Source organism: Streptomyces sp. SID5469 (assembly GCF_009862865.1).
Classification (GTDB): domain Bacteria; phylum Actinomycetota; class Actinomycetes; order Streptomycetales; family Streptomycetaceae; genus Streptomyces; species Streptomyces avermitilis.
The window spans coordinates 1,931,667-1,950,049 of record NZ_WWIN01000001.1; the positions used below are offsets into that span (position 1 = coordinate 1,931,667).

An 18,383-nucleotide genomic window follows, 5' to 3' on the forward strand; every position below is an offset into this window, starting at 1 on the left:
CGGGCGGTCCGGGCCGAACCTTTGCCTCCGGACCGGAAAATCGCTTGCCTCCGACCACGCTGTGACGCGAACCTTTCACGGTTTGTTGTCGCCGACAGGGCCAGTCCAGCCTTGAGCTCCAGCAGTCCATTCATCCCATTTCGGCACTTTTCACCCTTCGCCGCTCCTCCTCCCCGTTCACCCCCTGACACGAGCCACTGGGACGTCATGCAGATTCAAGACCTTCCGTATCCCGACCCAGGTGTGCCGGACGCGCGCTCGGGTCCCCGATTCCTTTGGTGGCTCTTCCGGAATCAGCTGGGCGGCCAGCTGACGAGCCTCGCCTGGGGTCTGCTGCACTTCCTGGCCGTTTCCGGGCTGCCGTTCTGCGTCGGCCTCGCCGTCCAGGCGGTGGTGGACCGCTCGGGCACCCGACTCGCCCTGACCGGCGGGCTGATCGTGCTGTGCGGCGCGGGCCTCGCCCTGGGCGAATCCATGCTGCACCGGGCCGCCGTCACCAACTGGATCACCGCCGCCGCCCGCGTCCAGCAGCTGCTGGCCCGCAGGACCGCGCAGCTCGGCTCCGCCCTGACCCGGCGGGTCGCGGCCGGCGAGATCGTCGCGGTCTCCACGGGCGACGTCGAGAAGATCGGCTGGTTCGTCGAGGGCGTCTCGCGGTTCACCGCGGCGGCCGTGACCGTCGTGGTGGTCTGTGTCGGGCTCGTCGTGTACCAGCCCGCCCTCGGCGTCGTCGTCGCCGTCGGCGTACCGGTGCTGGCACTCGCCGTGCTGCCGCTGCTGCCCCGGGCGACCCGCCGCGCCGACGTCCAGCGCGAGAAGGCGGGCCGTGCCACCGAGTTGGCCTCGGACACGGTCGCGGGCCTGCGGGTGCTGCGCGGCATCGGCGGCGAGGAGCTGTTCCTCGACCGCTATCGCCGGGCCTCGCAGGAGGTCCGCAGGGCGGCCGTGCGCAGCGCCCGAATGTGGTCGCTGATCTCGGCGATCCAGGTGCTGCTGCCGGGGCTGCTGATGATCGCGGTCATCTGGCGCGGCGTGCATCTGGCCGTCGACGGCCGGATCACCGTCGGTGAACTCGTCACCGTGTACAGCGCGGTGATGCTGCTCACCTATCCGTTGCGGCACTTCGAGGAGATCGCCATGGCGTACTCCTTCTCGCGCCCGTCCGCCAGGCGCGCGGCGCGCGTGCTGTCGCTGGAGCGCGCCACGGACACGGCGGGATCGCGCGAGGCGGACGTGCCGGACGGAGATCTGTACGACCCCGCGACCGGGCTGCTCGCGCCCGCCGAGCGGCTCACCGCCGTGGTGTGCGGCGACCCGGACGCGGCGGGCGTGCTGGCCGAGCGGCTGGGCGGCCACCCGTCCGAAGAAGGCACCTCGGTGCTGCTCGGCGGCGTGCCGCTGGACGAACTTCCACTCGACTCCGCCCGCACCGCCGTTCTGGTCCAGGACAAGGATCCGGTGCTGCTGTCCGGTTCGCTGCGCGAACTCCTCGACGTACCCGCGTCGGGAGAGGTGAGTGCCGCCGAGGCGCTGGCCGCAGCCCAGTGCGGCGACGTCCTGGAGGCGCTCGCCCAGGGGTCGCTGGAGGCCGAGGACCCGATGGACGCGCGGATCACCGAGCGTGGCCGGTCTCTGTCCGGCGGGCAGCGCCAGCGGCTCGCGCTGGCCCGGTCGCTGATCACGGACCCGGAGGTGCTCGTCCTGGACGAGCCGACGTCCGCCGTCGACTCGCACACCGAGGCCCGGATCGCCGACGGCATCCGCGGCCTGCGCACGGGCCGCACCACGGTCGTCTTCACCTCCTCACCGCTGCTCCTGGACCGCGCGGACCGGGTCGTACTGGTGCACGAGGGCGAGGTGGTGGCGGTCGGCGCGCACCGCGAACTGGTGCACAGCGAGCCCCGCTACCGGGCCGTCGTCACCCGCGAGGTGGACGCAGAGGCCGCCCGAAGCGGCGTACTGACAGACGACCGGGCCGCCGTGGGCGGCGTGCTCGCGGGCGAAGAAGCCGCCATGGGCGGCGTACTGCACGAGATCGACGAACTGGAAGAGATCGAGGAGACCGCATGATCGGCGTGGCGCCACCGGCGTACGACCCGGCCGCCCCGACAACGGCGAACACCCTGCCGGTCGGCGCCCCCGCGACCGTACGCGCCTACGTGGCCGAACTGTTCCGACGGCACCGCCGTGCCTTTCTGATCCTCATCGCGGTCAACACGGTGGCCGTCGTCGCCTCGATGGCCGGTCCCTACCTGCTGGGCGCGGTCGTCGAGCGGGTCTCGGACCACACGCGCGAACTCCACCTGGAGCGCACCGCCGCACTGTTCGTTCTCGCGCTCGTCGTGCAGGCCGTGTTCGTACGGGAGGTGCGGCTGCGGGGGGCCATGCTCGGCGAGCGGATGCTGGCCGATCTGCGCGAGGACTTCCTCGTACGGTCGGTCGGGCTTCCCCCCGGCGTGCTCGAACGGGCCGGCACGGGTGATCTGCTGTCCCGCATCACCACGGACATCGACCGCCTCGCCAACGCGATGCGCGAGGCCGTGCCGCAGCTGACCATCGGCGTCGTGTGGGTCGCGCTGCTGCTCGGCGGCCTCGCCGTCACGGCACCGCCGCTGGCGCCCGCCGTGCTGCTCGCCGTGCCGCTGCTGGTGATCGGCTGCCGCTGGTACTTCAAGCGCGCGCCGTCCGCCTACCGGTCGGAGGCCGCGGGATACGCCGCCGTCGCCGCCGTCCTCGCCGAGACCGTCGACGCCGGTCGCACCGTGGAGGCCCACCGCCTCGGCGGCCGGCGCATCGACCTGTCGGACCGGCGGGTCAAGGAGTGGACGGCCTGGGAGCGGTACACCCTGTGGCTGCGGACGGTGCTCTTCCCGGTCGTCAACCTCACCCACGTCACCGTGCTGTGCTCGGTCCTGATGATCGGCGGGGTGTTCGTCCTGCAAGGCTGGATCGACGTCGGCCAGCTGACCACCGGCGCGCTCATCGCGCAGATGCTCGTCGACCCCATCGGCATGATCCTGCGCTGGTACGACGAGCTTCAGGTCGCCCAGGTCTCGCTGGCGCGCCTGGTCGGCGTCCGGGACGTCGAGCCGGTCGCGGGCGACGAGTCGCTCGCCCCGGACGGCCGCGACGTGCACGCCGACCGGGTCCACTTCGGCTACCGCGCCGGAGTCGACGTCCTGCGCAAGGTGTCCCTGGAGGTCGCGCCCGGCACCCGGCTGGCCCTGGTCGGCCCGTCCGGCGCGGGCAAGTCGACCCTGGGCAGGCTGCTCGCCGGCATCTACGCGCCCCGCGACGGCCGCATCACCCTGGGCGGCGCCGAGCTGTCCCGGATGCCGGCCGAGCGGGTCCGCTCCCACGTGGCCCTGGTCAACCAGGAGCACCACGTCTTCGTGGGCTCCCTGCGCGACAACCTGCTCCTCGCGCGCACCGGCGCCGGCGACGCCGAGCTGTGGGCGGCGCTGGGCGCGGTCGACGCAGACGGCTGGGCGCAGGCGCTGGACGACGGCCTCGACACCGAGGTCGGCTCGGGCGGACTCGCGCTCACCCCGGCCCAGGCCCAGCAGATCGCGCTGGCCCGGCTGGTCCTGGCCGATCCGCACACGCTGGTCCTGGACGAGGCGACCTCGCTCCTCGACCCGCGCGCGGCCCGCCATCTGGAGCGGTCCCTGGCCCGCGTCCTCGACGGCCGCACCGTCGTCGCCATCGCCCACCGGCTGCACACCGCCCACGACGCCGACGTCATCGCCGTCGTCGAGAACGGGCAGATCAGCGAGCTGGGCAGCCACGACCAGCTGGTCGCGGCCGACGGAGCGTACGCGGCGCTGTGGAGGTCCTGGCACGGGTGAGACACGGCGGCCAAGCCGCTCGGCCGGCCCGCCCGGTTCACTTCGGGGGACGACGGTCCGGCCGCCCGATCCCGCTACGGCGAGGCGGCCCGCTTGGGAAAGACAGCGCGCTTCGGGAAGGCGGCGCGCGTCGGAAAGGCGGCGCGCTTCGGGAAGGCGGCGCGCTGCCGAAAGGGGTACGGCCCTTCGGCAGCGGCACGACCACCTTTTCGGTGGCGGGGTGCGGCTGTCCGGGCCCCGGCTGCCCGCACGATGATCCACCCGCCCGGCCATGCCCCCCTCCCCCGCCCGCCACCGGCCCGTCTCTCACCGTCGGGCCGGTGCCGGGGAGGGGCATCCGAGCCCGACGTCGACGGAGATCTGCGTCTGCCGCCGGGCCGGATCCGGCCCGGCGGCGGCAGTCATCCCGTCGTGCCGTTGCGCAGTGCCGAACGGGGGTGGAAGGCTGGATAGCGGCACCGGCTCGGGGAGCGTCCCGGACCACCCGGTTCACCAGGGCGCAGCCTGTGCCGAGCGGACCCGCGCCGTCGGCGAACACGACGGCACCGGATCCGCCCCCACCACCTGGAGGTACCCGTGGACAGCGCCGAGGGATGGGGAGACGACGTCTATCAGCCCGACGGATCCGAGATACAGGAGGACTCGGGACTGCTCGACACCGAGGACACCCTGGTCTCCGACGGTGTGAGCGACCCGCTCGACCGGGGCTGGTCATCACCGGACCGGCCGTGGGCGGTGGAGCGCTCCGACGTGACCGCGGCCGAGCGCCGCCACGGCGAGACGCTGGACCAGCGCCTCGCGGAAGAACTCCCCGACATCGCGGAGCCTGACGGCGACGGCATCGGCGACTGTCCGGACGGCGACGGCGAACCCCTGGACAACGAGGTGGGCGCGGCCCGCTCCGGTCGGCTCGTGGCTCCCGACGAAGGGGCGCACGAGGACGAGGAGAACGGGCTGATCGCCACCGACGTGGGCATCGACGGCGCTGCCGCCTCGGCCGAGGAGGCAGCGATGCACATCGTCGACGAGGACGCCCTGTCCGGCTGATCCGGACGGCCATCCGTGCCCGATGGGGCCGTACACGCGTACGCGCCTGATCCGGCCGGACGCGTCTGATCCGGCCGCCTCCGGGCTTTCCCCGCCTGCGCGAGAGCCGTATCCGGGCTCTCCCCGCCCGTGCGAGACCATGCAAGGAGCACCCATGCAGCAGGACAAGCAGCCCGACTACCACCCCGTCGTCTTCCGCGACCGCGCCGCCGGCTATGCCTTCCTCACCCGGTCCACCGCGACCAGCGACAAGACCATCGAGTGGGACGACGGAGAGACCTACCCGGTGGTGGACGTGGAGATCTCCTCGGAGAGCCACCCGTTCTACACCGGGAAGGCACGGACGGTGGACTCGGAGGGCCGCATCGCCCAGTTCGAGCGGCGCTACGGAAGCACGGGACCGGGCTCCGACGGGGGCGGTGCGGCCTGAGCCGGAGGCTGAGGAACCTGAGGCTGAGGAGCCTGAGGGAGGCCTGAGCGGCCTCGGCAGCGGGGCGCGCCCGCGTGCGCTCAGATGAAGTTCAGCGCCGCCGCGCAGCCCACCCCGCCCAGCAGCATGAACACCGGCATCAGCACCTTCAGCTCGACCCAGCTGCCCGCCCGGAACCGCATCGCCTTGGGCGGCCCCACCGGGTACCAGCGCTTGCGGCCCACCGGGATCGGCCACAGGATCGGGCAGCCGGAGACCGTCAGAGCGTCCCCGATGTCGTGCACCAGGGCACCCAGAACGATCGGCAGTCCGAGCCACAGGTACTCCTGGCCCGGCGCCGTGAACAGCCAGTCGGAACCGTTGCCCGGCTTGTCCAGGACTCCCGCGAGGATCCAGGCGCTGGTCGCGGCCAGCAGCCACACCAGGACGTCGCTGCTCGAACCGCGGGCCGCCCGCCACAGCAGCCCCTCGATGGCCAGAACCATGTGCACGAAGAGAAGCGCGAGCACGGCCCAGCGGCCACCGGTGATGGCCAGGACCGACGCACCCGCACCTATCAGCACCGCCCACAGCCATGTGTGCGTCAGCGTACGGTGACCACCCGACCTGCGTGGGTCGCCCTGCTTCCTGGTCCCCTTGTAGACGGCGTACGACAGCTTGTCGACGATCTCGCACAGGGTTCGTGAGATGGGGCCGAAGGCCCGCGAGATCGTGGCCGCCTTGTGATCCAGATCGGGGGCCAGAGCAGCACCCGCGCAGATCAGCGCGCCGACCAGCAGGACCGGCCAGGGCATCGTGTGGCCCGCCGCGGCCGCCGCCGCTCCGACGCCGAGCCAGGCCGCCGCCCCCGACAGTGAGTGTGCTGGTCCCATCATGGCCCTGTCCCGCCCCATCCTTCTGCTGCCGCTGCCCAGTTGCCCGTGTGCTCTGACGCTCTGTCGGCGCCACAGCGTAGCGTTCGCGATCTTCGTGCGGGCATCCGATTCCCCCCTCGGGTGCGATGACAGGCAAGATGGGGGCGTGACCCTTATCGATCAGCTGCCGCAGACCGCAGACCCCGACGCCCTCTACGAAGCCTTCGAGTCGTGGGCCGGGGAACGCGGTCTCACCCTCTATCCCCACCAGGAGGAGGCGCTGATCGAGGTGGTCTCGGGTGCGAATGTGATCGTGTCGACGCCCACCGGGTCCGGCAAGAGCATGATCGCCGCGGGCGCGCACTTCGCCGCCCTCGCCCGGGACGAGGTCACCTTCTACACCGCGCCGATCAAGGCGCTCGTGTCGGAGAAGTTCTTCGAGCTGTGCAAGCTCTTCGGCACCGAGAACGTCGGCATGCTCACCGGCGACGCGTCCGTGAACGCCGACGCGCCCGTCATCTGCTGCACCGCCGAAGTCCTCGCGTCCATCGCCCTGCGCGACGGCAGGCAGGCGGACGTCGGCCAGGTCGTCATGGACGAGTTCCACTTCTACGCCGAGGCCGACCGCGGCTGGGCCTGGCAGATCCCGATCCTGGAGCTGCCGCAGGCCCAGTTCATCCTGATGTCGGCGACGCACGGCGACGTCTCGATGTTCGAGAAGGACCTCACCCGCCGCACCGGCCGCCCCACGGCGGTGGTCCGCTCGGCGACCCGGCCCGTGCCGCTCTCCTACGAGTACGTGGTGACTCCGCTGACGGAGACGATCACCGAGCTGCTCGCGACCAAGCAGGCCCCCGTCTACATCGTGCACTTCACCCAGGCGCAGGCCGTGGAGCGGGCGCAGGCGCTGATGAGCATCAACATGTGCACGCGGGAGGAGAAGGACAAGATCGCCGAGCTGATCGGCAACTTCCGCTTCACCACCAAGTTCGGCCGCAATCTCTCCCGCTACGTGCGACACGGCATCGGTGTGCACCACGCCGGCATGCTGCCCAAGTACCGCCGTCTCGTGGAGAAGCTGGCCCAGGCCGGTCTGCTGAAGGTCATCTGCGGCACGGACACCCTGGGCGTCGGCGTGAACGTCCCCATCCGCACCGTGCTGTTCACCGCGCTGACGAAGTACGACGGCACCCGGGTGCGCACGCTGCGAGCGCGTGAGTTCCACCAGATCGCGGGGCGCGCCGGGCGTGCCGGCTTCGACACGGCGGGCTTCGTGGTGGCCCAGGCGCCGGAGCACGTCGTCGAGAACGAGAAGGCGCTTGCCAAGGCCGGTGACGACCCGAAGAAGCGCCGCAAGGTGGTCCGCAAGAAGGCGCCCGAGGGTTTCGTCGGCTGGACGGAGAACACCTTCGAGAAGCTCATCTCCTCCGATCCGGAGCCGCTCACCTCCCGTTTCCGGGTCACCCACACGATGCTGCTGGCGGTGATCGCCCGGCCGGGCAACGCCTTCGACGCGATGCGCCATCTGCTCGAGGACAACCACGAGCCGCGCAAGCAGCAGCTGAGGCACATCCGACGGGCCATCGCCATCTACCGCTCGCTTCTCGACGGTGGCATCGTGGAGAAGCTGGACGAGCCGGACGCTTCCGGCCGCATCGTGCGCCTCACCGTCGACCTGCAGCAGGACTTCGCTCTCAACCAGCCGCTGTCGACCTTCGCGCTGGCCGCGTTCGAACTCCTCGACCCGGAGTCCCCGTCCTACGCCCTCGACATGGTCTCCGTGGTCGAGTCGACGCTCGACGACCCGCGGCAGATCCTCGCCGCCCAGCAGAACAAGGCGCGCGGCGAGGCGGTGGCCGCGATGAAGGCGGACGGCGTCGAGTACGAGGAGCGCATGGAGCGGCTCCAGGACGTCTCCTACCCCAAGCCGCTGGAGGAGCTGCTCTTCCACGCGTACGACACGTACCGCAAGAGCCACCCGTGGGTCGGTGACCATCCCCTGTCGCCGAAGTCCGTCATCCGCGACATGTACGAACGCGCGATGTCCTTCACCGAGTTCGTCTCCTTCTACGAACTCGCCCGCACCGAGGGCATCGTGCTGCGCTACCTCGCCAGCGCCTTCAAGGCCCTCGACCACACCGTCCCCGACGACCTCAAGTCCGAGGACCTCGAGGACCTGATCGCCTGGCTCGGCGAGATGGTGCGCCAGGTCGACTCCAGCCTGCTGGACGAGTGGGAGCAGCTCGCCAACCCGGAGGAGATGACGGCCGAGGAGGCCCAGGAGAAGGCCGACCAGGTCAAGCCGGTCACCGCGAACGCACGCGCCTTCCGCGTCCTCGTCCGCAACGCCATGTTCCGCCGCGTCGAACTCGCCGCCCTCGACCACGTCGAAGAGCTGGGCGAGATGGACTCCGACTCCGGCTGGGACGCGGACGCGTGGGGCGAGGCCATGGACAAGTACTGGGACGAGTACGAGGAGCTGGGCACCGGGCCGGACGCCCGCGGCCCCCGGCTGCTGATGATCGAGGAGGAGCCGCAGAACGGGCTGTGGCGCGTCCGCCAGACCTTCGCCGACCCCAACGGCGACCACGACTGGGGTATCAGCGCGGAGGTCGACCTCGCGGCGTCCGACGCGGAGGGCCGTGCCGTCGTCAAGGTCACCGCCGTCGGCCAGTTGTGAGCACAGGAGAATCCCACCCATGACGAACCCAGCCGAGAGGCTCGTCGACCTGCTCGACCTGGAGCAGATCGAGGTCAACATCTTCCGTGGTCGCAGTCCGCAGGAGTCCCTCCAGCGGGTCTTCGGCGGCCAGGTGGCGGGCCAGGCCCTGGTGGCCGCCGGCCGCACCACGGAGGGCGACCGGCCGGTGCACTCGCTGCACGCGTACTTCCTGCGCCCGGGCATACCCGGCGTGCCCATCGTGTACCAGGTCGAACGGGTCCGCGACGGACGGTCCTTCACGACCCGCCGGGTCACCGCGGTGCAGCAGGGCCGCACGATCTTCAATCTGACCGCCTCCTTCCACAAGTCTGAAGAGGGGAGCTTCGAGCACCAGTTGCCGCCGGCCCGCGAGGTCCCGGAACCGGAGTCGCTGCCGACGGTGACGCAGGAGATCCAGGAGTATCTCGGCGCACTCCCCGAGACGTTGGAGCGCATGGCCCGACGTCAGCCCTTCGACATCCGCTATGTGGACCGGCTGCGCTGGACCGCCGAGGAGGTCAAGGACGCCGAGCCGCGCAGCGCGGTGTGGATGCGGGCCGTCGGCCCGCTGGGCGACGATCCGCTGGTGCACACCTGCGCGCTCACCTACGCGAGCGACATGACTCTTCTCGACGCCGTCCGCATCCCCGTCGAACCGCTGTGGGGTCCCCGCGGCTTCGACATGGCGTCGCTGGACCACGCCATGTGGTTCCACCGTCCGTTCCGCGCGGACGAGTGGTTCCTCTACGACCAGGAGTCGCCGATCGCGGTGGGCGGCCGCGGACTGGCCCGCGGACGCATCTACGACCTGGAGGGGCGCCTGCTCGTCTCGGTCGTCCAAGAGGGACTCTTCCGGCCGCTGTAGGGAAACAGCAGCGGACCTCCAGGGGGGCGGCCGCCGTCGCCGTGGACCAGCAGCGGACCTCAGGGGTTTCTGCGGCGCAGCCATCCGAACAAGCCACCCGATCGCTGCGCCTCCTCGCTCGCGCCTGCGAGATCCACGGCGGTCGTCGTCTCGGGCGGCCGCTCGTCGGGGACGCCCTGGGAAGGGCGCGGAGCCGGCCGGTGCTCCCGGGCTTCGGCGAGCGACTGGCTCAGGTCGGCCCGCAGCCAGCCGATCTCGTCGGGGGCGTCCGCCGTCATGATCCTCGCGGTGAGCACGGCTGCCGGGGAGTCGTGGGTGTCGTGGGCGGACCGCGCGGGCCTGAGCCGGTTCAGCAGGGCACGCTCGTAAGGGTCCTGGACGATCTCCGCGACTTGGGCGGGGTCGAGCAGCGATGCCACGACGGCGGCCTTCTCCCACGGATCCTCGGTCTGCCGCAGCTGGAATCCCAGGTGTCGCCCGCGCCAGTTGCGGGGCCGCAGATCCAGGCCCGCGTCGAGTTGATCGCGCAACCCTTCCGGAGTACGGCCGCTCAGCAGTCGGGTGTTCTCCTTTCCGGCGGCGAACTGCCGTAGCTCTTCGGCCAGATACAGCCAGACCACGGCCCTGTAGCGGTTGAGGTAGAACTTCACCGGGACCACCAGTCCCAGACGCGCGAAGCGGGTGAACCTGGCGGGCGTCACTCCCATGAGCGCCGCGCCGTCCCGGGTGCCCAAGACCGTGACGCGCTCCCGCAGTGCTTCGGGGAAGCCGTCTTCGTCTCGCACCCGGTCGATCTCCGCTCGGGCGACGCGCGGTCCTCCTCCCTTGTCGTCCGGGACCGTACGGACGTACCCGAGCTGTACGGCCAGCTCGAACTCGCCTCGCCTGAGCCCCAGTTCCCGCGCGGCTCGGGTGAGTGCGACGGGAGTCGACATGGCGGTCTTCGACCTGATGGTCCGTGACGGCGCGGTCTGTGACGGCACGGCCTGTGACGTGGCGGTCTGTGACGGCATGGTCTGTGACGTGGCGGTCTGTGACGTGGTGGATTGCGTGATCGTGTCTCCGGACATGGCGGTTCTCCCCCGTGGAGCCGGTTGCTCGCGCCGGTCTGCGCTCGCTTCGGAAAACCGTAGCCGGATCGCCGGATCTCCGTTCCGGCCTGTGGATAACTCCACCGGCGTCACCGTTTTCGCAGGTCAGAGATCTACGGTCGGCGTTTTCTTCTCCGGCTGGCGTGCGTCCACGCCGAGGTGCTCGCCGACACGGTTCACGAGCAGAGTCATCTCGTAGGCGACCTGCCCGATGTCCGCCTCGGCCGCGCTCAGCACGCTGAGACAGCTGCCTTCGCCCGCCGCGGTGACGAAGAGGACCGCGTCGTCGAACTCGATCATGGTCTGGCGCACGCGCCCGGCACCGAAGTGCCGGCCCGAGCCCTTGGCCAGGCTGTGCAGTCCCGACGAGATGGCCGCGAGATGCTCGGCGTCCTCGCGTCGCAGGCCCGTGCTCGCCCCGGTCACCAGTCCGTCGTTGGACAGCACCAGCGCGTGTCGCACATGTTCGACGCGCTCGGTCAAGTCGTCCAGCAGCCAGCCGAGCCCCGTGTTCTGCGCCATAGTCCTAGCTCCCCGTGTTGTCGCTCCCCCTGGCCGGAGGATCCGATCAGCCAGCCTTCCCCACCTCCACCGTGCGGGCAAGGAGGATGGGCGGCATGGCACAGAAGATGACCGAAGAGGAATGGCGGGCGTTCGTCTCGCACGGCACCCGTACCGGGAAACTGTCCACGGTGCGCGCCGACGGCAGGCCGCATGTGGCACCGATCTGGTTTCTGCTGGACGGGGACGACCTGGTGTTCAACACGGCGCGGGACAGCGTCAAGGGCCGGAATCTCGCCCGGGACGGCCGGGCCGCCCTGTGTGTCGACGAGGACCGGCCGCCGTTCGCCTTCGTCGTGTTCCAGGGGCAGGCCGAGCTGTCGGAGGACCTCGACGAGGTGCGCCTCTGGGCCACGCGACTCGGCGCCCGCTACATGGGCGAGGAGCGGGCCGAGGAGTTCGGCAGTCGCAACGGCGTGCCGGGGGAACTCCTCGTCCGCCTGCGGATCGACAAGGTGCTGGCGTACTCGGCGGTCGCCGACTAGCGCAAACGGATCCGGCTCGTCAGCCCACTGAGTCCAGCAGCCGGGCGGTGTGCATCCGCCCGGCGTACTCGACGAGCCGGATCAGCACCTCCTTGCCCGAGTCGCGGTCGCGGGCGTCACAGAGCACCACGGGCGTGCCCTGGTCGAGGTCGAGGGCACGCGACACGTCGTGGGCACCGTAGGTGCGGGCGCCCGCGAAGCAGTTGACGGCCACCACGAACGGGATGTGCCGGTGCTCGAAGTAGTCCACTGCCGGAAAGCAGTCCTCGAGCCGTCTGGTGTCCGCGAGGACGACCGCGCCGAGGGCGCCCTGCGACAGCTCGTCCCAGAGGAACCAGAACCGGTCCTGGCCCGGGGTGCCGAAGAGGTACAGGGAGAGGCCGGATCTGATGGTGATGCGGCCGAAGTCCATGGCGACAGTCGTGGTGACCTTCTGGTCCACTCCGTCGGTGTCGTCCACCGACTGCCCCGCCTCGCTCAGCAGTTCCTCGGTCCGCAGCGGCCTGATCTCACTGACCGCGCCCACCATGGTGGTCTTGCCCACGCCGAATCCGCCGGCGACCAGTATCTTCAACGCCAGGGCGGTCGTCTCGACATTCGTGGCGTCGGAGTTCTCGGAGACCATCGCTCACTTCTCTCGGGAGTTTGTCCATCGTCTACAGCGCCCTCAGGCCTGCGATGACTTCGCGCAGGATCCGCTCGTCGGGCAGTTGTGCGGGCGGCACCGGGCGGCTGACGGTGACACAGCCCAGCTCCAACAGGTCGCCGAGGAGGACCCTGACGACTCCCACGGGCAGGTCGGCGCCCGCGGCGAGTTCGGCGACGGACTGTGTCTCGACGCGGCACAGGTCGATGAGGGCGCGGTGCTCCGGGCCCAGTGACGTGTCGTCGTCGACGCGGGGCGCGGCCGTGTCGAGGGTGACGAGCGCGATGAGGTCGAAGCGCACCCCGGTGGGGCCGGGTTTGGTGCGGCCGCCCGTCATGGCGTAGGGGCGCACGAGTGGTCCGGCCTCGTTGTCGTACCACTGGCTGCCCGCTTGCAGCGCGGAGCCTGGCCTGTCCTCGGTCATCTGCGGCCGCCTTCGGTCGTCATCCGGCGGTGGGCGGCCGCGCGGCGATCCGCGCCGGTGTGTACAGGTGCTCGCCGACGCGCTTCACCAGCCGCGCCATCTCGTACGCCACCAGGCCGATGTCGGCCGTGACGGCGGTGAGGAGGGCGAGGCAGGAGCCGTCGCCCGCGGCCGCCACGAACAGGAAGCCGTCGTCCATCTCCACCATGGTCTGACGCACTCCGCCGGCGCCGAAGTGACGGCCGGTGCCCTTGGCCAGACTGTGAAAACCGGAGGCGACGGCCGCGAGGTGCTCCGCGTCCTCGCGCCTGAGGTCCGCGGAGGCGCCGACCGCGAGGCCGTCGTTCGACAGCACCACCGCGTGCCGTACCTCTGCCACCCGCAGGACCAAGTCGTCCAGCAGCCAGTCGAGTTCGCCGGGCCGCTGGTCGGCCTTCATGCCCGGGTCCTGGATCATGCGGGGTCTCCTTCGCTGCTGTCACCGGCGGGGCCGGCCGCACGGCCGGGTGAGCGGCCGCCGCCGCGCGCCCAGCCGTCCCGGTAGGCCGCCATGCGGTCCCGTACGAGTTCGGGGGTGCGCTCCTCGTCGTCCCGGACCCCGTGGGTGTGTGGCGCCGGTTCCTCGGGGCGCTGTCGGCGCAACTGGGGTGCGAGACTCGCCTGCCGTACCCGTCGCGGAAGGTCGTCCGAGCCTTCGGGGTCGTCCTGTTCCCCGGCCTCCGGGCCCTCCGCGTCCGGGGGGCGGTGCAGCCGTAGGGTGGCGACGCCGGGCGGCGGATTCTCGGGCGTGGTGTCCGGGGCTGCTTCCACGGCGGCGTGCACGGGGGGCACCAGTGCGGGTCGCCCGACCGCCTGCTGGACGGACTGGTGCGAGGCGGCGGCCACGCGCGCGTACGCGGGTTCCGCGTCCCGCCCGGTGTCGGCCGCACGGGGGACACGCTCCGCCGTGCCGCTGTGCAGCAGTGCGGTGGGCAGCAGCACGACGGCGGTGGTCCCGCCGTAGGGCGAGGTCCGCAGGTGCACCTTGATGCCGTGCCGGGCGGCGAGCCTGCTGACCACGAAGAGGCCGAGCCGGTCACTGTCGAAGAGGTCGAGGGCCTCGGACTGTTCGATACGGCGGTTGGCCTCGGCGAGTGTCTCCTTGCCCATGCCCAGTCCCCGGTCCTCGACCTCGACGGCGTATCCGTTGCCGACGGGTTCGCCGGTGACGCGCACGCGTGTGTGGGGCGGCGAGAACTGGGCGGCGTTCTCGACGATCTCGGCCATGAGGTGGGTGAGGTCGGCGACCGCGGCTCCGACGACGGAGGCCTCGGGAAGTTGTCGTACCTCCACGCGCGCGTAGTCCTCGACTTCGGACACGGCCGCGCGGACCACGTTCGTCAGCGAGACGGGCATGCGCCAGGCCCGGCCGGGTGCGGCCCCGGAGAGGATGATCAGGCTCTCCGCGTGGCGCCGCATGCGGGTGGTCAGGTGGTCGAGCCGGAAGAGGTCGCTCAGCTCGTTGGGGTCCTCCGACCTGCGTTCCATGCTGTCCAGCAGGCTGAGCTGCCGGTGCACCAGGATCTGACTGCGGCGGGCGAGGTTGACGAAGACTCCGGAGATGCCGCTGGCGAGTTCCGCGCGTTCGACGGCGGCGCGCAGCGCGGCGCGGTGCACGGTGCTCAGGGCTTCGGCGACCTGTCCGGTCTCGTCCTCGGCGGGCGGCCCCGGCGGGGCTTCGGCGCGAACGTCGATCTCTTCTCCGGCCCGCAACTTGCGCATGGCCTGCGGAAGTTTGCGGCGGGCGATCTCCAGGGCGCTGTTGCGGAGGCTGATCAGCTCGATGACGAGGCCGCGACCGATACGGACGGAGATGACCAGTGAAGCGGCCACGGCGGCGAGTCCGAAGAGGACAGCGGCGCCGGCCGGCGTGAGCAGGCCGCGGGTGAGGGGGTCGGCCCGGTCCGCGACGCCGCGTCCCGCGTCCGCCTCGATGGTCCGCATGCCCTCCTGCACGCGCGCGTGGGCCGGGTCCCAGGTGGCTTGCGGGGCGGCGGCGATCCGCCTGGCTCCGGGACGGTTGGCGAGCACCTTGTCCTCGGCGGTGCGTACGTCGGCGTACGCGCGCCCCGTCGCGACGCCTTGCCAGGCGGCTCGTTCGCGTTCGCTCAGGTCCGCGACCGCGGAGTCGGTCAGGGTACGCCGAGTGTCCACGGCGCCGGTGAACAGCCGCAGCCGTTCGCCGTCGAGGGTGCCCGCGAGCCGCGCGCTGGACAGCACCGCGTCCTCCTGGGCCAGCGCCTCGCCCGCACGGGAGAATTCGAGCAGTACGCGCGCGTCGGAGCCGAGATCGGCGTCCTGGATGCCGGTGAGCGCGCCGCCGACGCCGAAGGCCGCCGCGATCGTCCTGGTGTACTGCCCGAAGGTCTCGTCCCAGCGGGCCCGGCGTTCGAGCACCGCGCCGCGCAGGGAGCGCAGTTGCTCGGCTCCGCTGACGAAGGTCTCCAGGCGCCCGGGCACTTGGGCGGGGAGGTCGGCGCCGTCGGCGACGGTGTGGTGTCCGCCGAGCCGCAGCTTGTCCACCGCCCGGTCGGTGCGTGCCGCGAGCGTCCGGAAGCCGCTGTCCGGTTCTGCGGAGGGATCAATCACGTGGCGTACGGCGGCCGCGCGCTCGGCCTGGAGCGCGGCCACGGCGGCGGCGACCGGCGCTCGCACTGTCGTGTCGACCTGCTGGACCTGGCGCAGCCGTGCCACGTCCTGGGCCGTGCTGACAGTGGCGTACGCCCAGAGGGCGAGCAGCGAGACGACGGGCACCATCAACAGGCAGACGATCTTGGCCCGGACGGTCCGGGGACGCACGCCCCACCGTCCCGCGCCCACGGGTGAGTCGGCCGATGCGGCGGTGACGGTCTCGTCGGTCCCGGTGTCCTCGTCGGCGGGCTGGCCCGCGTGGGCGCGCCGGCCGCGCACCGGGGGCCGGGACGGCGGCTCGGCGCCGGCTGATGGGGTCCTACGGGATGTACGCATGGCCTCCTCGCTCGGAGTGGTTCGGGGCGCGCCGCCCGGGTCCTCGCCGGTCCCGGGCCGCCGCTAGCGGGCGACGCTCTCCACCGGCTGCTGGGCCGACGCGGATGCCTCGCGCTCTCCGGCGGTCGGCGACAGCGCGACGAACGCCGATGTCAGGAAGAGGTAGGACCCGAGGCCGACGGCGAGGGGGAAGATGAACTGCATCGCCGTGGCCCCGGGCAGGACCTCCCCGGCAGGGCTGACGCGCACGCGGACCGCGATCATTCCGGTGTAGTGCATGCTGCTCACCGCCACGCCCATGACGAGGGAGGCGACGGCGACGGCGATCGGCGACTGGATGTTGAGGGCCGCCCACAGGGCCGCGGTCGCCGCGACCACGGCGATCAGGACGGAGAGTCCGACGAGCACCGGGTCGTAGTGCACGACGCCGTGCAGCCGCAGCGCCGCCATGCCCAGGTAGTGCATGCTGGCGACGCCGAGACCGGTGGTGAGGCCCCCGAGGAAGAGCGCCCGGGCGCGGTCCCGGCCGTAGCCGACGGCGAAGACCCCGGTGCCGACGACGACCATGGCGACCAGCAGGCTGAGAATGGTCAGTGGCACGTTGTAGCGGATCTCGGTGCCGCTGACGCTGAAGCCGAGCATGGCCACGAAGTGCATGGTCCAGATGCCGGTGCCGATCGCGGAGGCCGCGGTGATCAGCCAGTTCCGGCGCGATCGCCCGGTGGCGCCGAGCGCGCGGACGGTGCAGCGCAGCCCGAGGGCTGCGCCGATGCAGGCCATCACATACGACAGCACGGGGGTCAGCCAGCCGAAGGCGGCGTGGTCCAGGTGTCCCATGGCCCAGGGACGCTAGTCCGCACAAGGGCGCACAAGGGGGGCGCATTTCGAAAGGTGTTGAAATATGACACAGAGAGGTACAGGAGCGACCGCCTCACGTTCGAACGTGCGCACAGCTTCGTACTCCGTGCCGGTGAGGGATCATGCGGTGCATGAGCGACGACCACACACACGTCCAGGAGTTCTTCGAGGCGCGGGCCGCCGACTGGGACAGCCGGTTCCCCGACGACGGGCCCGCGCACGCGGCCGCGGTCGCCGAGCTGGGGCTGCGCGAGGGCGACCGCGTGCTCGACGCGGGCTGCGGGACGGGACGCGCCCTGCCGTCGCTGCGTGCCGCCGTCGGGTCCTCCGGTGTGGTCGTCGGCGTCGATCTGACCCCGGCCATGCTGGCGGCCGCCGCACGGGCCGGCAGGGGACGCGACGGGCACCTCCTGCTCGCCGACGTGACCAGGCTGCCTCTGGGCACGGAATCACTCGACGCCGTGTTCGCGGCCGGTCTCATCGCCCATCTCCCCGAACCGGCGGAGAACCTGAGGGAGTTGGCGCGAGTGGTGCGAGCCGGCGGCACTCTCGCGCTCTTCCACCCGATCGGCCGGGCGGCGCTCGCGGCGCGCCAGGGGCGGCAGATCACCCCGGACGATCTTCGCGCGGAGGCCAACCTCGGCCCGCTGCTTGCCGGTTCCGGCTGGCGTATGACGTCGTACGTCGACGAGGACGCCCGGTTCCTGGCGCTGGCCGTACGCGTGAAGTGACACAGCCGTACGCGTGAGGTGACACATCAGGGCACGCCGACGACCTCTGCGGCAAAGGCGTCCGGGTTGTCGAACATGACGTTGTGGCCGGCGCCGGGCACGGTCACCACACGTACACCCGCCGCCTCCAGGTCCCGCCTGCCCTCGACTTCACCGCTCAGTTCGCCCTGGAGATAGACGCGGTCCGCGGTCATTCCTTCCAGGAGGCGGCGCATCGTGGGGGTCGTGCCGCGTGCGAGGTTCACCGCGGTGCGATGGAGGGCGCGCGGGTCGGCGAGTCGCATCGTCGCCGCCCAGGTGGGCCCGATCTTGTCCAGCACGCGCGCGTGGCCACCGTTGTCGACGTAGTCGGCCTCCTCGTACGAGGCGATGCCACTGCTGCCGGCCTTGACGGGAGGGTACGGATCGAGGTTGGCCTCGGACAGCACCAGTCGCGAGACGAGACCGGGTCGCCGGTGGGCCAGCACGATGGCGACCGCCCCGCCCATGCTGTGGGCGACGATCTCCGCCCCGCTCACCCCGGCCTCGTCCAGCGCGGCGGAGAGCGCGTCCGCGTGGTCCTCCAGGGTGTAGCCGTAGTCCGCGGGCCGGTCGCTGATGCCGTGTCCCGGGAGATCCACGAACAGCGTGCGGCGGCCGGCCATTTCGGGCCGCGCCGCGATGTGCGCGTGGTACACCGTCGAGGCCGAGCCCAGCCCGTGCACGTACACGCGTGCCGGTTCGAAGCCCGGCGTCTCCGTCCACCGGATCATGCTTCCCCTGCCGTCGAACTCAGCCTGCTTCATCGCCCTCTCCTTGCTTCCGCCATCGATTCCGTCGCCTTCAAGAGAGTACAT

At 71.4% G+C, this 18,383-nt stretch carries 17 protein-coding genes; 8 read left to right on the plus strand and 9 right to left on the minus strand.

What is annotated here, in order from left to right; translation table 11 throughout:
- Nucleotides 1-207: 207 nt before the first annotated feature.
- From GTY58_RS08315 to GTY58_RS08330, 4 genes are all read left to right on the plus strand, one after another.
- Nucleotides 208-2,070, plus strand: coding sequence for an ABC transporter ATP-binding protein (locus GTY58_RS08315; RefSeq protein ID WP_010983008.1), 1,863 nt, complete (start codon nt 208-210; stop codon nt 2,068-2,070).
- Entirely contained in the window at nt 2,067-3,848 is a 1,782-nt protein-coding gene (locus tag GTY58_RS08320; RefSeq protein WP_010983009.1) for an ABC transporter ATP-binding protein, read from the plus strand. Before GTY58_RS08315 ends, GTY58_RS08320 begins: the two co-directional genes overlap by 4 nt.
- Before the next feature lie 576 nt (nt 3,849-4,424).
- Complete coding sequence (locus GTY58_RS08325; protein ID WP_010983010.1) at nt 4,425-4,895, plus strand: DUF5709 domain-containing protein; 471 nt, start codon at nt 4,425-4,427, stop codon at nt 4,893-4,895.
- A gap of 154 nt (nt 4,896-5,049) precedes the next feature.
- A complete protein-coding gene (locus tag GTY58_RS08330) occupies nt 5,050-5,325 on the plus strand; it encodes a type B 50S ribosomal protein L31 (RefSeq protein ID WP_010983011.1) in 276 nt (91 codons plus the stop codon).
- 80 nt (nt 5,326-5,405) lie between these two features.
- Here the strand turns inward: GTY58_RS08330 and GTY58_RS08335 are convergent, their stop codons facing one another.
- Nucleotides 5,406-6,200 (minus strand): metal-dependent hydrolase, encoded by a 795-nt coding sequence (locus GTY58_RS08335; RefSeq protein WP_010983012.1) that lies wholly within the window; start codon nt 6,198-6,200, stop codon nt 5,406-5,408.
- A gap of 145 nt (nt 6,201-6,345) precedes the next feature.
- Here GTY58_RS08335 and GTY58_RS08340 point away from each other — a divergent pair, with 145 nt between their 5' ends.
- Nucleotides 6,346-8,859: a DEAD/DEAH box helicase gene (locus GTY58_RS08340; RefSeq protein ID WP_042492864.1), complete on the plus strand. Its 2,514-nt coding sequence runs from the start codon at nt 6,346-6,348 to the stop codon at nt 8,857-8,859.
- Nucleotides 8,860-8,878: 19 nt separating this feature from the next.
- Complete coding sequence (locus GTY58_RS08345) at nt 8,879-9,745, plus strand: acyl-CoA thioesterase II (protein WP_010983014.1); 867 nt, start codon at nt 8,879-8,881, stop codon at nt 9,743-9,745.
- 59 nt (nt 9,746-9,804) lie between these two features.
- Here the strand turns inward: GTY58_RS08345 and GTY58_RS08350 are convergent, their stop codons facing one another.
- Entirely contained in the window at nt 9,805-10,680 is an 876-nt protein-coding gene (locus tag GTY58_RS08350; RefSeq protein WP_042494288.1) for a DUF6397 family protein, read from the minus strand.
- A gap of 261 nt (nt 10,681-10,941) precedes the next feature.
- On the minus strand, nt 10,942-11,358 hold the full coding sequence (locus tag GTY58_RS08355) for a roadblock/LC7 domain-containing protein (RefSeq protein WP_010983016.1): 417 nt from the start codon (nt 11,356-11,358) through the stop codon (nt 10,942-10,944).
- A gap of 95 nt (nt 11,359-11,453) precedes the next feature.
- Between GTY58_RS08355 and GTY58_RS08360 the strand changes: the two genes are divergently transcribed.
- Nucleotides 11,454-11,882, plus strand: a complete 429-nt coding sequence (locus tag GTY58_RS08360; protein WP_037646191.1) for a PPOX class F420-dependent oxidoreductase — start codon at nt 11,454-11,456, stop codon at nt 11,880-11,882.
- A 19-nt stretch (nt 11,883-11,901) separates the two neighbouring features.
- Here GTY58_RS08360 and GTY58_RS08365 read toward each other — a convergent pair whose 3' ends face one another.
- From GTY58_RS08365 to GTY58_RS08385, 5 genes are all read right to left on the minus strand, one after another.
- Nucleotides 11,902-12,507, minus strand: a complete 606-nt coding sequence (locus GTY58_RS08365; RefSeq protein ID WP_010983018.1) for an ATP/GTP-binding protein — start codon at nt 12,505-12,507, stop codon at nt 11,902-11,904.
- A gap of 31 nt (nt 12,508-12,538) precedes the next feature.
- Nucleotides 12,539-12,952, minus strand: a complete 414-nt coding sequence (locus tag GTY58_RS08370; RefSeq protein ID WP_010983019.1) for a DUF742 domain-containing protein — start codon at nt 12,950-12,952, stop codon at nt 12,539-12,541.
- A 19-nt stretch (nt 12,953-12,971) separates the two neighbouring features.
- The gene (locus GTY58_RS08375) at nt 12,972-13,409 is read right to left on the minus strand and encodes a roadblock/LC7 domain-containing protein (protein ID WP_010983020.1); all 438 of its coding nucleotides are present in this window, start codon (nt 13,407-13,409) and stop codon (nt 12,972-12,974) included.
- Nucleotides 13,406-15,958: a nitrate- and nitrite sensing domain-containing protein gene (locus tag GTY58_RS08380; RefSeq protein WP_010983021.1), complete on the minus strand. Its 2,553-nt coding sequence runs from the start codon at nt 15,956-15,958 to the stop codon at nt 13,406-13,408. The genes GTY58_RS08375 and GTY58_RS08380 overlap by 4 nt, the downstream gene beginning before the upstream one ends.
- Before the next feature lie 63 nt (nt 15,959-16,021).
- Nucleotides 16,022-16,795 (minus strand): MHYT domain-containing protein, encoded by a 774-nt coding sequence (locus GTY58_RS08385; protein WP_037645905.1) that lies wholly within the window; start codon nt 16,793-16,795, stop codon nt 16,022-16,024.
- A gap of 152 nt (nt 16,796-16,947) precedes the next feature.
- Here GTY58_RS08385 and GTY58_RS08390 point away from each other — a divergent pair, with 152 nt between their 5' ends.
- A complete protein-coding gene (locus GTY58_RS08390) occupies nt 16,948-17,547 on the plus strand; it encodes a class I SAM-dependent methyltransferase (protein ID WP_037645903.1) in 600 nt (199 codons plus the stop codon).
- Nucleotides 17,548-17,573: 26 nt separating this feature from the next.
- Here the strand turns inward: GTY58_RS08390 and GTY58_RS08395 are convergent, their stop codons facing one another.
- Complete coding sequence (locus tag GTY58_RS08395; protein WP_010983024.1) at nt 17,574-18,332, minus strand: alpha/beta hydrolase; 759 nt, start codon at nt 18,330-18,332, stop codon at nt 17,574-17,576.
- Between the last annotated feature and the right edge of the window lie 51 nt (nt 18,333-18,383).